This window comes from Streptomyces flavotricini (assembly GCF_020639365.1).
GTDB lineage: Bacteria > Actinomycetota > Actinomycetes > Streptomycetales > Streptomycetaceae > Streptomyces > Streptomyces flavotricini.
This window is the reverse complement of sequence record NZ_JAINUL010000001.1, coordinates 1092732-1108063: the sequence shown is the minus strand read 5'-3', so window position 1 is coordinate 1108063 and position 15332 is coordinate 1092732. Positions and strand designations below refer to the sequence as shown.

The window sequence follows — 15332 nt, the reverse complement described above, 5'->3', positions numbered from 1 at the left end:
CATCCTGTGGACTGTCGGTGGGGGGTGCCATCATCGGGGAATGACCCAGGGATCGACGCAGGGATCGACGCAGGGACCAGGCTCCGATCGCTCCGGCCGGACGACCGCCGACACCGTCCTGCACCTGTTCGGGCAACAGGTGCGGGACGCCCCGCAGGCGTACGCCGTCATCGCCGGCGCGGACAGCCTCACCTACGGACAACTGGACGTGCGGGCAAACCGGTTGGCGCACCACCTCATAGCCGGTGGACTGCCGCCCGGCGCCGTCGCCGCGATCGGCACCGCCCGCCGGACCGAGATCGTCGTGGCCCTCCTGGCCGTCCTCAAGGCCGGCGGGGCCTACGCCGTCCTCGACGTCGAGGTCCCGCTCACCGGGCGGCGGCAGCTCGCCGCCCTCACCCCGCACGTCCTGCTCACCGACGCCGCGCACCACGCCCGGCTGGACGACGGCAGCGGACGACGGGTCGTCCGCCTCGGGGCGGAGTCGGCCGAGATCGCCGGCCGGCCCGCCGGAGCGCCGGAGCGGTCCGAGCCCGGGGAGACGGCCGCGGTCCTGTTCACCGGAGCGGCGGTTCCGCGCGCCGTCCCCGTCGGGCACACCCGGCTGCTCGCCGCCCACGAGAGCTGGGCCGAGGTCATGCGGCCGGTCCCCGAGGACCGTCATCTGATCACCCACGGCGCGGACGTCGTCCCCTTCTCCGCCGGCTGGACCCGGGCCCTGTGCTCGGGCGGCGCCCTCGTCGTGCCCGAGCGGACGCCCTGGACGCCCGACGGGATCCGCCGGGCGGTCGAGACCGAGCAGGTCACCGTGGTGCACACCGACCCGGCGGGGGCGGCCCGGCTGCTCCTGCGCGATCCCGGAGCCGCCGACCGACCCGGTGCGGGAGCCGCGGACGCCGGCATGCGCGGACGACGCGACGACGACCCGGCCCTGCGGTACCTGCGCCTGGTCACGGTCACCGGCGACCGGCTCTTCCTCGACGAACAGGACGCCCTGCAGAGCAGGCTCAGGGCCGGCGCCCGCCTGCTGAACGTGTACGGGCTCACCGAGGCGGCGGGCACCGGCACCTGGTTCGAACTGTCCCAGCTGCCCCGCCCGTTGGACGACCCCGAGCGGCTCTCCCTGATCGGCACCCCCTTCCCCGGCTGCCGGGCCGACGCCCGCGACGGTCAGCTGCGCCTCAGCCCGCCCGACGGCGGCGACGCCGTCCCCACCGGCGACCTCGCGGAGCTCCGCCCGGACGGGCTGCTGGAGTTCCGGGGCCGGACGCGGGACCGGATCACCACGGACGGCGGGGTGTTCGACCCGCACGCCGTCGAAGCCGTCATCCGCAGCCACCCCGACATCGGCGCCGCCCTGGTCACCGAGGTCCCCGACGGTCCCGGCGGTGCGCGCAGGCTGATCGCGCACGTGGCACCGCCCGCCGGCGCGCGGTCCTGGCCTCCGGCCGCCGACCTGCCGGACGGGGGGCGGCTCCGCGAACACCTCGCGGGGAAGGTGCCCCCCGCGCAGGTACCGCAGGCCGTGGTGCGGCTGCGCACCCTGCCCCGCAACCGCGGCGGCCAGGAGAGCCGGGAGGCGCTGCCCCAGCCCGTGCTCACGGGGAAGCCGGGCCGGGGCGGCGCGGGGGGATCCGGGAAGTACACGGCCACCGGCGCCGCCACCTTCACACCGGCCGGGCGCGCCGGCTGCGGCATCGTGTTCCTGGTCGTCACCGGCCTGCTCTTCTTCCTCCTCTCGAAGATCTTCTGGCCGGGCTCGACCGACCTCACCGGTGTGCCCAACCCGTGGGCCTTCCTCTTCTTCGTGCTCTACCTGTTCGAAGGAGCCTCGTTCGCCGCCGGGCTGGTGTTCCTCTTCGACGGCCGCGCGATGATGCGGCGCCACAGCCCGGGCGGGAGCCCCGGCCTCACCGCGGCCGCGCACCTGGCGGTGGTCTACCTGCTCATGGCGTGGTGGCCGCAGGACAACTTCTACCGGCTCGCGGCCAAGCACGACTGGCCGGTCCAGGCCGCCCTCGTCTACGTCTTCAACATCCCGCTGATGATCGCGGCCGTCGTCGTCGCCGTCTACGTCACCCGGAAACAGCCCTCACCCTTCGACTTCGACGAAGTCGAGGTCGAGGACGCGGGCGGCGCCTCCGCCCGCTGACCTCCGGCGAAGGCCGCCCCCACGGCGAGGGCCTCCGCCCGTACCAGTGCCTCGGCCGCGTCCAGCGTCCTCCTGCTGTACGCGGCCACCAGCACGCCCAGCCAGGGCGCCGGGTCGAAGGCGCCCGTCGGGATCGCGGGCAGGAACACCGCCCCGAGCTCCGCGCAGCCCCGCTCCAGCGTCTCGCACAGCTCGTCGAGCGCGGCCTCGGGCAGCCTGGCTCCCAGCTCCACGCGGTCCGCGATCCGTACGAAATGCCCCGCGCCCCGCAGCGCGTCGAGCCGGGCCGCCACCATGAAGGCGATCGACGGCCCGGTGAGCCGCAGGTTCGTCTCGGTCGGCGCCAGCCGCCCCGCCCCGTCGGCGACGAAGTCCACGTCGAACCAGCCCCGGTAGCCGGCGGCCGACAGCTCCCGGCCCACCGCCTCCCCGAACGCGAGCAGCGGTTCCCGCGCCCACGCGGGCACCACGCCGGGGCCCACCGTCGCCCCGCGGTACCCGGAGTCCGCCACGTCCATCACCGCGCCGCCCACCTCGTGCACGCGGCCCGCCTCGTCGACGAACCCGTCGTACGTCAGGTCCCGAGGCTCCTGGGGTCCGGCCGGGCCGGACACGTACTCCTCCACCAGCAGGGGCCCGCGCGGGAGGGCGCGCAGCACCGCGCGGGCGCTGCCCGCGGCCCGGATCCGGCCGGGCGTCACCACGGTGGTGCCGGAACCGCCGACACCGTGCTCCGATTTCAGAACACTGCTCTCGCCCGCCCTGGCCCGGGCGGCCAGCAGCCTGGCCGCCGCCCGCCGGGTGGGAGCCGGCCACTGCCCGGGGAGCAGGATCCGGGGGTGCCCCCCGCCCGCCAGGATCCGCCCGAACAGGCCGTGCGACGCCGACTTGGACTCGTACCGCAGCTCGGAGGGCCGCCACGGGCGCCCGGCCAGCCGCGCGAAACCCGCCGTCCGCCCCCACGGTACGAGGGGCAGCCCGGCCGCGGCCAGCCGCCCGGCCAGCACAGGCCTGGCCCGCACGGCATCACACAATCCGGCAGTGGCCGGCAGCCCGGGACCCCCGTCCGCCAGGCCGTCGTACACCTCCACCCCCTCCCATTCCAGGAGGCGCCCGACCCGCCCGATCCACCCCGGCGGCACCGCCGCGGGCAGCACCAGCGCCCCCGGACACGGGCTGTAGAAGGCGGCCAGGCAGGCGTAGTGGCGGGCGGCCCGCTGCTCGCGGTCCAAAGAGGCGTCGGCGAACTGGGCGTTGTACTCCGCCACATTGCCGACGTGCACGGCCGGCCCGCCGCCCGTCCAGGCCTGCGCCCAGTCGGCCGGCGGCGTGGGCGCCGCCTCGTACCGCACCAGCCCGGCGGGCGCCTCCGCCTCCTCGCCGTCCGCCGCGCGGGACCCCGGCGAGCTCCGCGCGCCCATCGCCCGGTAGAACCCCGCCGCGTGCGGATCGGCGTCGATGAGCAGTCCGCGGAAGCCCAGTTCGGCGGCCCGGCGCAGCGCGTCCCGGTACAGCCGCCGCCCCACGCCCCGGCCGATGGCCCCCGGTTCCACGAACAGCAGCCCCAGCCGGGCCACCGGCGGCGCGCCCTCCAGGGAGGCGAGCCCCAGCACCCGGCCGCCGGACGCTTCCTCGGCCACCACGATCCGGCGGTCCGCCACCTCCCCGGCCGGAATCCGAAGTTCCGGCGTACACGAGGCCATGAACGCGGCGTCGTACCCCCAATACGCCTTGGAGCGGAGCACGAGAGCGGTGAGCTCCTCCGCCTCACCGGGCCGCGCCGCTCTGAGCTTTACCATTCCCTGACCTCCCCATGGCCTGCCGCGAGACCGTGCGATAGATTCGGCCACCCTGAGCCCCCTGGCGGGCGGTGTCCCGTCATGTACGGCAGGTCCTTCCTACCCCCGCGGAGAACGGCTTCTCAATGAGCGACATCATCAACGGACTTGGCCGCACCAGCGCCTACGGCGCCCTCGGTCTGGTCCTGCTGATCCTCGGCATCGTCCTGGTGGACGTGCTGACGCCCGGGAAGCTCCCGAAGCAGATCTGGGAGGAGCGCAACCGGAACGCGGCCGTCATGCTGAGCTCCGCGCTCGTGGGCGTCGGCGGGATCGTCTTCACCTCGATCTGGACCACGTACGACGACTTCGGCAAGGGACTGCTGTCCACCGCCGCGTTCGGGCTGCTCGGCCTGGTCCTGATGGGCCTCGCCTTCCTGGTGCTGGACTGGGTGACCCCCGGCAAGCTCGGCGCGATCGTCGTCGACCCGGAGCCGCACCCGGCGGTCTGGGTGACGGCCTCCTGCAACCTGGCGGTGGCCGCCATCGTCGCCGCGTCGATCGCCTGAACCGCGCACCCGCCGCGCGAACACGCCGAGAGCGCCGCTCCCCGCAGGGAGCGGCGCTCTCGGCACATCGTCGAACCGTCGTCGGCCGGTGCTACGCCAGCCCCAGCGCGAACACCGCGAACCCGGCCGCCAACACCCCCGCGAGCGTCCGCCGCACCGCCGTCGCCCGGGTCCACGGCTCCTCGAACCGGCGCGCGTACCGGGCGATGCCCACCAGCAGCACCGCGAACACCGGCATCCACGCCAGCCGCGCCGCGATCCAGACCGGGCTGTCCGGCGCCGTCGTCAGCCCCGTCAGATCGCCCACGAACGAACCGGGCACGGCCGCCGCCAGCATGGCCGTCTGGTGCCAGCACAGGATCGTCATCGCGGACAGGTTGACCACCACCACCGGGGCCCACAGCGCCGGCCGGGCCAGCAGCCCCGCCAGCCGGTCGCGCAGCAGCATCGCCGCGCCCGACTGGGCCGAGGCCAGGGCCAGCACGAGCAGCGACGGCGGGTGCGAGTTGGTCCGTGCCTCGCCCGGCACGCCGACCATCGACGCCGGGTAGTGGAACACCGCCAGCAGCGCCGCGAACAGCAGGGTCCCGCCCGCCAGCAGCAGCCAGGCCCCGCGCCTGCCGATCCGCCCCTCGACCCAGCTCACGCCCAGCTGGTACGCGAACAGCCAGCCCGGCAGGATGTTCACGACCGCCAGCCAGGAGGGCACGGCCTCGGCGAACGGCCCGTACCGCAGGAAGTCCACGACCGCGACCGAGGCGAGCAGCGGGGCCGCCGCCCAGCCGCCGAGCCGGCGCGCCGCCCGTACGCAGTACGGGGTCAGCGCGGTGACCACCACGTACACCCCGACGAACCACAGCGGCTGGATCACCAGCGTGGCCCCGGTCCGCAGGCTGACCTCCGGCACCCCCGCCGCGTACAGCACCGGCGCGGCCAGCGCCCACACCGCGGTGACCCCGAGCACCGGCCGCCCCAGCCGGGCGATCCGGCCCTTCAGCCAGTCCCCGGCGGACCCCTTGCGGCGGTGGTAGGAGAGCACCGAGGCGTAACCGCCGACCAGGAAGAAGATGCCGAGCATCTGCAGCACCCAGCCGGCCGGGGCCAGGGCGCCGAACGCGGAGAGCGGGCTGGCGTTGTGCAGGCCGCCCTCCGCGTCGCGCGTGAACCCGCCGAGCAGCCAGTGCCCGGTCGGAACGGCCAGCAGGGCGAGGGCGCGCAGCCCGTCGACGGCCCGGTCGCGGTGGGCGGGGGTCTGCCGCTCGATCCGGTCGGCCACCTTCCGGAGCGTGGCCGGCGCGCTCATCGGACCTCCCCCTTCGCGATCGCGGCGAAGGCCGCCAGGGACCGGGTTCCGGGTGCGAGGTACCCGGTGTGGCCGTGCACGTCGCCGGCCGGCACCTTGCGCGCGCCGAAGGCGGCGGAGGTCGGATCGGCGCCGTGGCCGATTCCGGCGAACTCCACGTTCGGCACGTCCGCGATCCAGTCGGAGGGCCCCCGGGCCGCCCAGACGCGGGCGCGGGTGTGCAGTCCGGCGGCGGTGTCGGCGCGCATGCCGGGGGAGCCGAACACGACGATGTCGCTGGCGTCCGTACGCCCGGCCGCCAGACCCCCCACCACCGAGCCGTAGCTGTGGCAGAACAGCACCGGGTCGGGTGCGCCGATCGCGTCGAGGCCCGCCGTGAACCGGGCCAGCCGGTCCGCGCCCGCCTCGGCGAGCCGCCCGGAGGCCGCGTCCAGCCCGACCCCGACGGGGGTGGTGTAGCCGGCCCAGGCCACCACCGCGGTGTCCTCGCCGGCCGCGGCGCGCAGCGAGCGGGCCATCCCGGCCGGCCCGGTGTTCGGAGCGCGCTTCGCGTCGTACGTGGTGGCGTCGCTGTCCGAACCCGGCACGACCACCGAGACGTGCGCGGCCCGCGGCAGGTCCCCGAACACCTCGACGACCTGGCCGCGCCCGCGCGGGTCGAAGGCGAGGATCTGCCGCCCCGGGGAGGCGAGCGAGGCGAAGCGCGCCTCGCCGGTCGCGAGGACCGCCAGCCGGTTGGCCTCGTACCTGAGGGGGACGGGTGCGCCGTCGAGGTTGCCCACCACCAGCGGGTGCCTCCGTACGAGCTCCCGGCGCTCCGCGTCGTCCAGCCCGGCGAAGAACCGGGCCACGTCATGCGGCGAGGCGCTCGCCGGATCGGGCAGCGACCGGCCGGACACGGTGTCGGCCCGCCAGGCGGCGGCGCCGGGCGGCGGTCCGGTGACCGCCCGCTGGCTGTCGCCGGAGGCCCAGCCCGCGGTCCCCCCGACCACGGCCACGGCCAGTGCGGCGGTGGCCAGGGTCCTTCCGAAGCGGCGCATGCCCCTTCTCCTCTCCTCGTGACGGGGAGAAGGTAAGAAGAAGGTGTCGAAGGGGACGTCGGACCGTGGAGCCAAGTCGGATGTCATACCCCGGTAGGGGGTGGAGGAGATCCGCCGCGTCAGGGCGCGGCGGCGGGGGCGGACGTCAGTGCGAGTCCCCGGGCCGGACCAGCCCCGCCTCGTACGCGAAGATCACCGCCTGGGCCCGGTCCCGCAGGTCCAGCTTGGCCAGCACCCGCCCGATGTGCGTCTTCACCGTCTGCTCGGCCAGCACCAGGTGCCCGGCGATCTCCTGGTTCGACAGCCCGCGCGCGATCAGCTCCAGTACCTCGGTCTCCCGCGGGGTCAGCCCCTTCAGCCGCAGCGCCGGGTCCTTGCGCGGGGCCGGCCGCTGCTGGACGAAGTCCGCGATCAGCCGCCGGGTCACCGAGGGAGCGAGCAGCGCCTCGCCCGACGCGACCACCCGGACCGCCGCGATCAGGTCGGCCGGCGGCGCGTCCTTCAGCAGGAACCCCGAGGCTCCCGCGCGCAGCGCCTCGTACACGTAGTCGTCGATGTCGAAGGTGGTCAGCATCAGCACCTTCGGCCGGTGGACCACCCCCGGCGGCGGGCTGAGCAGCTCCCGGGCCGCCGCCAGACCGTCCATCTCCGGCATCCGCACGTCCATCAGCACCACGTCGGGGTGCGCGGTGCGCGAGACCTGCACGCCCTGCCGCCCGTCCGGGGCCTCGCCCACCACGTCGATGTCGGCCTGCGCCGACAGCAGGGCGGCGAACCCCGCCCGCACCATGGCCTGGTCGTCGACGACGATCACACGGATGGTCAACTGGCGTCCTCGGTGGCGTCGTTCAGGGGCAGGCGGGCCGCGACCCGGAAGCCGCCGTCGGGCAACGGGCCGGTGTCCAGCGTCCCGCCCGTCAACCGTACGCGCTCCCGCATGCCGACCAGACCGTGCCCGGTGCCGGAACCGGCCGGCTCCACCGCCGCGTCCCGGGCCGCCGGGCCGTTCACCACGAGCACGAGGACCTCCCCGGCGTCGTGCGTCACCGAGACGCGGGTCTCGGCGCCCGGCGCGTGCCGCACCACGTTCGCCAGGGCCTCCTGCACGATCCGGTACGCCGACAGGTCCACGGCCGGCGGCGCCGCCCGCTCCGCCCCGGCCGCGAGCGACAACTCCACCGGCTGTCCCGCCCGTACGGTCGCCTCCACCAGCTGCTGGATCCGGCCGATCCCCGGCTGCGGGGCCAGCGCGCCGGTGCCGTCGGGCGTCCGGGTTCCGTCCCCGCCGTTCGCCCGGTCGCCGCGCAGCACCGTCAACAGCCGCCGCATCTCGCCCAGCGACTGGCGCGCACTGGCCGCGATCGCCGCGAACTCCTCCCGCACCGGCTCCGGCATGCCCGGCAGCCGGTACGGAGCGGAATCCGCCTGCACGGTGATCACCGACATGTGGTGCGCCACCACATCGTGCAACTCCCGGGCGATCCGCGCCCGCTCCTCCAGGAGCGTGCGCCGGGCCCGCTCCGCCTCGCTGATGCTCTCCTGCTCGGCGACGCGCTGCTGGGCGTCGCCGATCCCGCGCAGGGCCCCCGTCACGGCGAGGAAGCTGCCGCTCAGTACGAAGAGCAGCGCGGCCGTGGTGGTCACCCCGTCGGGCTCGAAGAAGCCGAGCACCACCCCGACGCCGCCCGTCACCAGCCACACCCCGATCAGCGTGCGGATCGACTCGCGCAACCCCAGGCAGATCATCAGCGCCAGGTACCCGACGATGCACATCGGGGTCCACGGCCAGGCGTGCCCGGCCACCTGGTCGGCGTGCGTCAGCACCACCGCCCCGACCGTGTCCGCGACCAGGATCAGGGCCCACGCGGCCAGCGGCCGCGTCACCGCCAGCAGCAGCGGCACGGTCTGGGCCGCGCCCAGCGCCCCCGCCCAGCCGCCGCCCGCCTTGTAGTCGTTGGTCAGCACGGCGATGGTCGCCGGCAGCAGCGACACCACGAGGATGCCGGCGACGACGTACGGCAGCATCCGCTGCCAGGCCTTCGGCGCCCGCGCGAACAGCGGCTCCGCCGCCCGGGCGGGCGTGCGCAGCACCACCGTGAACCGCACCGGCGACCGGTCCCCCTTCGCGGGGGCCGGCGTACGGGGGCGGGCTTCGTCGCGATCGCTCATGATCGGTCCAGCCTATGCTCCGGAGGTCCTCCAGGAGGGCAGGAGTACGCTGCTCACGGTCGATCACGGGGGAGCCGGTACACATGGGCACGGCGGCAGCACTCGAAAAACTCGTACCGGTGCTGCTGGCCTTCGGCGGAGGAGTCCTGCTCGCCCGCCGCAAGACCGTCCCGGCCGAGGCCTCCAAGGCCTTCGCCGACTACGCCTTCCTCTTCGCCGTCCCCTGCTACCTCTTCGGCAACATCTACGGCAGCGACCTCGGCGCCCTGTTCAACTGGCACGCGATCGGCGCCTACGCCGCGGCCGCCGCCCTCGCCGTGCTCCTCATAGCCTTCGCCTCGGGCGCCCGGGGCATTCGCGATCCCCGTGACGTGGCGCTGCGCGTGATGGCCGGAGTCCAGGTGAACACCGCCTACTTCGCCGTCCCCGTGTTCATCACCTTCTTCGGGACGGCCGCGCCGATCTTCCCCGTCCTGCTCTTCCAGGTCTGCGTGCTCTCCCTCGTCGTCATCTCCATCATGGAGCTGGGCCGCGCCGGCCCGGCCGCGGGCGGCCCCGGGCAGCGGCTCTCGCGGGCCGTAGGCGCCTCGCTCGCCACCCCGGTGGTGCTGGCCTGCAACGCCGGGATCGTGCTCAACCTCCTCTCGGTGCACCTCCCGAAGGTGGTCCTGGACGGGGCCGCCTTCGTCGGCGACAGCGCCTCGCCGATCGCCCTGTTCGCCCTCGGACTGCACCTCGGCGGCGTGGGACTGGACGTCCGGGGCACCTCCCGCGAGGAGATGGCCCTCATCGCCTTCAAGTGCCTCGCCTTCCCCCTCCTGGCCTGGGCGGTGTGCGGAGTGCTGTTCGGCGTACGGGGGGAGTGGCTGACGTACCTCGTCCTGATCGCCGCGATGCCCACCCCGCAGAACCTGTTCGTCTTCGCCCAGCGCTACGACGTGGGCGTGGACCTCTCCGCCTCGCTGGTGATCAAAAGTTCGGTCGTGTCGCTGCTGCTGCTCCCCGTCTGGCTGCAGACTGTGGCCCCGTGAGCACGCCGACACGAACTGCCGCCAGGAGCGGCGCCGTTGCCGCCACCGGCTGGGGGCTGCTGTCCGCCTGGGCCCTGCACGACCTGGAGGAGGCCGCGACCGTGGGACGCTGGTCCCGCACCCGGGCCCCGTACTGCGCGAACGCCACCCCCGCGTGCCCGACCGGGTCTGGGACGTGTGGGGCGGCACCGACGGCGCCGGTTCGCCCGCGCCGTCGGGGTGATGGGCGTCGTCGTGGCCGCGGCGGCCGCCGATCGGCTCGCAGGCGGTGGCCCGGCGGCTCGGGTGAGCCGCGCCCCGGTGAACAGACGGCCCGGATGAGCCGCGCCCGGGGAACCGGCGGCGCGACGGTCGTTCCCCGTGGCGGCTTCGGTCGTTGACCCGGCATGGAGCTGCTGCCGACCATCGCGGCGCCGGGCGTCGGTGAACGGGCCGACGCCGCGGCCGATGCCGCCTGCCACCTCTACGACGCCGTCGCCCCCTGGAGTTCCGCCGAGCCCGGCGGGTGGAGCCGTACGGCGGCCGAGGACGCCGCCGAGACCATCGAGACCACCGCGCACGCGCTCGCGTACGCCCATCCGCGCGCCGAGGTCCTCCTGGCCCCGGTCCACGCGGCCCTCGCCGACCTGCGCCGCCAGCTCGGCCTGCCGCCCGCCGACCGGCTGACCGCCGAGGGCGTGCCCGCGACCCCGCGCACCGTGGGCAACCCGCGGCGCACCCGCTGGGTGAGGGTGCTCACCCCGCCTTTGCCCCGGCAACCGCCTGCTCGTACAACTTCTTGATCTCCGGGCCGAAGTACGAGCTGTACGAGGTGTCGGCGGTGTCCCCGCCCGTCTTCCAGCCGCCGATGACCCCGACGACGTCCCCGGTCTCGGTCACCTTGTCGTAGTTCTTCAGGAAGGGGCCGCCGCTGGTCCCGCCCGGGTATCCCGTGCAGTCGATCCGCAGGAACGATCCGGGGATCCCCGCGTCCTTGCTGGTGAACTTGGTCGTGCGGTTCACGCACAGCCTCGGGCGCGCGGCCGATGCCGGATATCCGATCAGCGACACCTTCGCGTGCTCGTAACCGGCGCCGGTGACCAGGCGGTTCCCGCCGACCACGTCCTCGACGGGGAACCCGTCGGCATCCGGCCCGACCTGTGCGAAAGCCACGTCGAGCGTGGCACCCTTGTCGGCGCCCAGGCTCTTGTAGCGCGGGTCGATCCACACCTTGGACTTCCCGTCCGCGGCCCGCAGCACCGGGAACATCCCGTACGGCTGCGGGTTGTCCGCCGTGTACAGCGGTACGAAGGCCACCTGGCGGGCGTCGGTGCCGAGCAGGCAGTGCGCCGCGCTGAGCACCAGGTCGCGGCCGGGGGAGGAGACCACGCTCGCGGTGCAGAAGTACGCGCCGCCGCCCTTCATCACGAACATCCGGCCGACGACCGGGATCCCGTCGAAGTCCTGCCCGGTGCCGGGATCGGTGGCCGCGACCGCCGAGGCCGGGGTCATGGGGGCCGCGGACGCCATCCGGTCGGCCGTCCAGAAGGACTCCGCCTCGCGGGCGGACCACCGGCCGGGCGGCGGGATGGCGCTGCCGGCCTCGGCCACCGGCAGCGGCCCGGCGGGCAGCAGCAGGGCGGCCGTCGCCGCCGCCACGGTCAACGTACGTCGCATGTCGAGCTCCTCTAGATGGCCTGCGGGAAGCGGAACAGCCGGTCCGGGTCGTAGGCGCGCCGGACCTCTTCGAGGCGCGCGAGGTTCGGCCCGTAGTACGCCTCGCGCCAGGCGGGCAGTTTCGGATCGATGTAGTTCTGGTACGCGCGGCCGCTCGCCCAGGGGCGCAGGTCCCGCCACAGCCCGTCGAGCCAGCCCTGGTGCGAGGCCACCTGCGCGGGCGTCGCGGAGCCGGGCCAGTAGGCGAGGTACTGGGTGAGGAAGGCGCTGTCGCGGTGCACGAACGCGGTGTCGGCCGCCGCCGGGCGGTTCACGGCCCCGCCGCACTCGCCGGTGAACTGGACGACTCCGAGGCCGCCGGCCGGGACGCTCCGCCCGTAGCGGCGTACGGCGGCCAGCACCGCGGCCACGCCCGCGTCGGGCAGCCCGGCGGCGCCCCAGAAGTCGCAGCGCCCGCCGTACGAGTCCCGGCCGATCCGGCCCTCGGGGGTCCGGCCGGGCAGGGTGCCGGGCAGATGGCACTGTGCGGCGCTCCGCTCCGCGCAGCCCGACATGGCCCGCAGGGTCTCCTCGTAGGTGCGTACGACGATCCAGCTGTCCCGGAGCGGCCGGCCGACGAGGTCGGACAGGCGGGTCAGCTGCCGCTCGAGTTCGGTGCGCCCGTCGAGGCACAGGACGCGGACGGCGGGGGCCGCGGCCGGGCCGCCTTCGATCAGGAACTCGACCTGGCTCCAGAAGGGGTCGGGGAGGGCGGCCAGCCAGCGCTGCCAGCCGCGCAGCAGGGCGGCGGAGTCGGCTTCGGGCCAGTGGAGTTCGGCGTAGGCGCAGTCGGTGGCCGGGTGGGTGCGGAAACGGAACTCGGTGACCACGCCGAAGTTGCCGCCCCCGCCACCGCGCAGGGCCCAGAACAGGTCCGGGTCGCGTGCGGCGTCGACTTCGCGCACGAGGCCGTCGGGGGTGACGACGGTGGCCCCGGTGAGGGCGTCGGAGGTGGTCCCGTGGGCGCGGGAGGCCAGGCCGAGCCCGCCGCCCAGGGTGAGTCCGGCGATGCCGACCGTGGGGCACAGGCCGGTCGGGACGGCGAGGCGCCGCGAGGCGAGGCTCCGATTGACGTCGCCGAGCCGGGCCCCGGCGCCGATGCGTACACCGGACCCCTCGACCACCAGCCCGGCCATGGCACCGGCGTCGACGACGAGCCCGCCGGCGCAGGTGGACCAGCCGGCGTAACTGTGGCCGCCGCCGCGCGGTACGACGGGGACGGCGGAGCGGCGCGCGAAGTCCAGGCACACGGCCACATCGGCGGCGTGCGCGGGGTAGGCCACCGCGCCCGGGGCGATGGCGTCGTAGCGGGGCTGGAACAGCTGCCGGGCCTCGGGGTAGCCGGGGTCGCCCGGCAGCACCACCCGCCCGTCGATGCCGCGGCCGAGCGCCGACCAGTCGGGAGCGCGGGCCGGCGCCGCCGCGACGGCGAAGGCGGCCAGCACGGCTGCGGGCACGCTGCCCAGCAACCGGCGGCGGTGGAGGCTCATCCCTCCTTCCTGCCATCGTCCGGCCTGATCGCGGCGAAGGCGGGCCCGGGGGGCCTGCGCTGCCCCCCGAACGGCCCACGTACTGCTGCCGTTCCACGTTCCCCACCCCGGTCGTCCGACTCTCGAGGAGCGCGGGGCTTCCGTCGATGGCCAAGGAGCGGGTGGAGGAGCGCCCGATCAGGAGGGTGGGGAGGGGGCGTACGGGTACGGTTCGAACCCCTGGGCTGCGACCGGGGCGTGAGGTGAGTACGGTCTGCCCATGCAGATCGACGGAGCCGGCAGGCAGCAGCGGGGGCATGTTCTTCTCATAGCGGGCGACGCCGCCGTACGGAGGCGGGCCGTTCAGGTCGCGCCCAGTGCGAATCTGGCCGCGCTCGGAGTGCTGCCCGCCTCCGCGGTGCTGAACAGCCAGGTCCCCAGCGACACCACGTACCTCGACGGCGCCCGGGACCCCAATACCGTGCTGATGCGGCTGCGCGCAGCCGCGGCCACCCCGGGGCCGCTGCTCGTCTACCTCTCCGGCCGGCTCACGCTCGACCGCCGCGGGCACGGCCTGCACCTCGCGCTGGCGGGGACCACGGCTTCCACCGTCCGCTACACCGCCCTGCCGTGGGACTGGCTCGGGACCGAGCTCGCGGCCCGTCCCGCCGGCCCGACCACCGTGGTGCTCGACCTCGTCGCCGACAAATCCGCCTGGCCGGTGCTCCAGGAGTACGGGAGCCTGCCCGCCTCACCCTCCGCCGAGGTCTACGGGGTGGTCGTCCCGCCCGCCTTCGCCGGTGGGCCGCACCAGGTCAGCGCGTACACCCGGCACTGGATCGACCAGCTGCGCCGCAGCCCCACCCGCCCCGCCAACCTCCAACTGCACGCCTTCGCCGTCGGAGCCGCCGCCCTGCCGCCGGGCACGCTCGTCCTGCCCGCCACGCGCGAACTCGGCGCCACCGCCGCACCACAAGCACCACAAGCACCTCCGGCACCTCAGGCGCCACAGGGACAGACCCCCGACCCGCGGCCGCACATCCACGCCCTCGCCTCCGGCGGCCGGCACCAGGAGGCCGCCACCCTCGCCCAGGCCTGGGAGCAGCACGTGCTGCAGACCCACGGGTACACCTCGCCCGAGGCCACCCACTGGGCCGAGATCAGGGCCGACCTCGCCCGGATGGCCGGGAACTACCGCTCGGCGACCCAGCTCTGGATCAACGCGGGACACACCCGTCTGGAGCAACAGTCGCCGGACGCCCCCGAGGTCCTGGCTGCCGCGGCGGGCGCCCTGTACTGCTGGACCCAGCTCAAGGACCAGGCGGCGGCCCGGGATTCCGGCCCCGAACTCGTCCGCCTGCTGCGGGCCCTGCCGAGCCTCGAACCCCGCCTGCTGCGGCTGACGCAGCAGCGGCTGGAGGTGCTGGAGGGCGCCGTCGGCACCCCTTAGCGGGCACCCCCTAGACCTGCTTGCGGGCCAGGAGGAAGGCCTGCGGGGATTTCTCCTGGCCCGCCGGCTGTCGCACCAGGCGGGCCACCTCCTCCAGGCCCGCCCCGGCGAGCAGGCCGGAGATCAGCTCCGGTGGGGTCCGGTACACGTCCAGCTCGACGGGGTGCCCGTACGCCTGCTCCAGCCGGAGCCTCTCGTCGCCCGCCTTGAACGCGATCAGCAGGTGGCCGCCCGGCGCGAGCACGCGAGCGAACTCCTCGAACAGCGAGGGCAGTTCACCCGGCGGGGTGTGCACCGTCGAATACCAGGCCAGGACCCCGCCGAGTACCCCGTCGGCCACGTCCAGCGCCGCCATCGAGCCCACCTCGAAGCGCAGCCCCGGATACGTCCGCCGGGCCACCGCGACCATCGCCGGGGAGAGGTCGATGCCGAAGGCCCGTACGCCGAGCCCGTCCAGATGGGCCGTCACGCGACCCGGACCGCAGCCCAGGTCCGCGACCGCCCGGGCCGCGCCGCGCGCCTCGCCGCGCACGCACTCGGCGAAAGCCGCCAGCATGGCGCGGTCCAGCGGCTTGTCCGCCAACTCGGCGCCGAGGAGCCGGGCGTAGTCGACGGCGACGGCGTCGTACGACGCCCGTACGGAGTTCAGGTCCGAGGTCCCGTTCATGCCCTGTGA

At 75.0% G+C, this 15332-nt stretch carries 13 protein-coding genes; 5 read left to right on the top strand and 8 right to left on the bottom strand.

The features are described from left to right. Positions 1–40 precede the first annotated feature (40 nt). Positions 41–2152 (top strand): AMP-binding protein, encoded by a 2112-nt coding sequence (locus K7B10_RS05340; protein ID WP_229334781.1) that lies wholly within the window; start codon positions 41–43, stop codon positions 2150–2152. Here the strand turns inward: K7B10_RS05340 and K7B10_RS05335 are convergent. Next, positions 2071–3951 carry a GNAT family N-acetyltransferase gene (locus K7B10_RS05335; protein ID WP_229334780.1) on the bottom strand — a complete coding sequence of 627 codons (1881 nt, stop codon included), beginning with the start codon at positions 3949–3951 and terminating at the stop codon, positions 2071–2073. The two genes, K7B10_RS05340 and K7B10_RS05335, sit on opposite strands and share 82 nt — an antisense overlap. Positions 3952–4076: 125 nt before the next feature. Between K7B10_RS05335 and K7B10_RS05330 the strand changes: the two genes are divergently transcribed. Next, the gene (locus K7B10_RS05330) at positions 4077–4499 is read left to right on the top strand and encodes a DUF350 domain-containing protein (RefSeq protein WP_229334779.1); all 423 of its coding nucleotides are present in this window, start codon (positions 4077–4079) and stop codon (positions 4497–4499) included. Between the two features lie 91 nt (positions 4500–4590). Here the strand turns inward: K7B10_RS05330 and K7B10_RS05325 are convergent, their stop codons facing one another. The 4 genes from K7B10_RS05325 to K7B10_RS05310 all read right to left on the bottom strand — a co-directional run bounded on the left by K7B10_RS05325 (position 4591) and on the right by K7B10_RS05310 (position 9011). Continuing rightward, a complete protein-coding gene (locus K7B10_RS05325) occupies positions 4591–5802 on the bottom strand; it encodes an acyltransferase family protein (RefSeq protein ID WP_229334778.1) in 1212 nt (403 codons plus the stop codon). Further along, entirely contained in the window at positions 5799–6842 is a 1044-nt protein-coding gene (locus K7B10_RS05320) for an alpha/beta hydrolase (protein ID WP_229334777.1), read from the bottom strand. Before K7B10_RS05320 ends, K7B10_RS05325 begins: the two co-directional genes overlap by 4 nt. Positions 6843–6987: 145 nt before the next feature. Further along, on the bottom strand, positions 6988–7668 hold the full coding sequence (locus tag K7B10_RS05315) for a response regulator (RefSeq protein ID WP_229334776.1): 681 nt from the start codon (positions 7666–7668) through the stop codon (positions 6988–6990). Next, positions 7665–9011, bottom strand: coding sequence for a sensor histidine kinase (locus K7B10_RS05310; protein WP_229334775.1), 1347 nt, complete (start codon positions 9009–9011; stop codon positions 7665–7667). Before K7B10_RS05310 ends, K7B10_RS05315 begins: the two co-directional genes overlap by 4 nt. 83 nt (positions 9012–9094) lie before the next feature. On the opposite strand from K7B10_RS05310, the gene K7B10_RS05305 reads away from it, so the two are divergent. Both K7B10_RS05305 and K7B10_RS40710 read left to right on the top strand, forming a co-directional pair. Then, the gene (locus tag K7B10_RS05305) at positions 9095–10042 is read left to right on the top strand and encodes an AEC family transporter (protein WP_229334774.1); all 948 of its coding nucleotides are present in this window, start codon (positions 9095–9097) and stop codon (positions 10040–10042) included. Positions 10043–10428: 386 nt separating this feature from the next. Next, complete coding sequence (locus tag K7B10_RS40710; protein WP_267501334.1) at positions 10429–10824, top strand: hypothetical protein; 396 nt, start codon at positions 10429–10431, stop codon at positions 10822–10824. On the opposite strand, the gene K7B10_RS05295 is transcribed toward K7B10_RS40710, so the two are convergent. Beyond that, entirely contained in the window at positions 10778–11698 is a 921-nt protein-coding gene (locus K7B10_RS05295) for a S1 family peptidase (RefSeq protein ID WP_229334773.1), read from the bottom strand. The two genes, K7B10_RS40710 and K7B10_RS05295, sit on opposite strands and share 47 nt — an antisense overlap. A gap of 11 nt (positions 11699–11709) precedes the next feature. Further along, a complete protein-coding gene (locus tag K7B10_RS05290; RefSeq protein ID WP_229334772.1) occupies positions 11710–13227 on the bottom strand; it encodes an FAD-binding oxidoreductase in 1518 nt (505 codons plus the stop codon). A 259-nt stretch (positions 13228–13486) separates the two neighbouring features. Between K7B10_RS05290 and K7B10_RS05285 the strand changes: the two genes are divergently transcribed. Next, positions 13487–14656, top strand: a complete 1170-nt coding sequence (locus tag K7B10_RS05285; protein WP_229334771.1) for a hypothetical protein — start codon at positions 13487–13489, stop codon at positions 14654–14656. A 10-nt stretch (positions 14657–14666) separates the two neighbouring features. Here K7B10_RS05285 and K7B10_RS05280 read toward each other — a convergent pair whose 3' ends face one another. Further along, entirely contained in the window at positions 14667–15323 is a 657-nt protein-coding gene (locus tag K7B10_RS05280; RefSeq protein WP_229334770.1) for a class I SAM-dependent DNA methyltransferase, read from the bottom strand. Positions 15324–15332: the final 9 nt, after the last annotated feature.

Excerpts from the sequence above, each read along its gene's own strand:
- K7B10_RS05335 (WP_229334780.1), bottom strand. The coding sequence starts at position 3,951 with ATGGTAAAGCTCAGAGCGGCGCGGCCCGGTGAGGCGGAGGAGCTCACC.
- K7B10_RS05330 (WP_229334779.1), top strand. The coding sequence starts at position 4,077 with ATGAGCGACATCATCAACGGACTTGGCCGCACCAGCGCCTACGGCGCC.
- K7B10_RS05290 (WP_229334772.1), bottom strand. The coding sequence starts at position 13,227 with ATGAGCCTCCACCGCCGCCGGTTGCTGGGCAGCGTGCCCGCAGCCGTG.
- K7B10_RS05285 (WP_229334771.1), top strand. The coding sequence starts at position 13,487 with ATGCAGATCGACGGAGCCGGCAGGCAGCAGCGGGGGCATGTTCTTCTC.
- K7B10_RS05305 (WP_229334774.1), top strand. The coding sequence starts at position 9,095 with ATGGGCACGGCGGCAGCACTCGAAAAACTCGTACCGGTGCTGCTGGCC.
- K7B10_RS05325 (WP_229334778.1), bottom strand. The coding sequence starts at position 5,802 with ATGAGCGCGCCGGCCACGCTCCGGAAGGTGGCCGACCGGATCGAGCGG.
- K7B10_RS05340 (WP_229334781.1), top strand. The coding sequence starts at position 41 with ATGACCCAGGGATCGACGCAGGGATCGACGCAGGGACCAGGCTCCGAT.
- K7B10_RS05295 (WP_229334773.1), bottom strand. The coding sequence starts at position 11,698 with ATGCGACGTACGTTGACCGTGGCGGCGGCGACGGCCGCCCTGCTGCTG.
- K7B10_RS05310 (WP_229334775.1), bottom strand. The coding sequence starts at position 9,011 with ATGAGCGATCGCGACGAAGCCCGCCCCCGTACGCCGGCCCCCGCGAAG.
- K7B10_RS40710 (WP_267501334.1), top strand. The coding sequence starts at position 10,429 with ATGGAGCTGCTGCCGACCATCGCGGCGCCGGGCGTCGGTGAACGGGCC.
- K7B10_RS05280 (WP_229334770.1), bottom strand. The coding sequence starts at position 15,323 with ATGAACGGGACCTCGGACCTGAACTCCGTACGGGCGTCGTACGACGCC.
- K7B10_RS05320 (WP_229334777.1), bottom strand. The coding sequence starts at position 6,842 with ATGCGCCGCTTCGGAAGGACCCTGGCCACCGCCGCACTGGCCGTGGCC.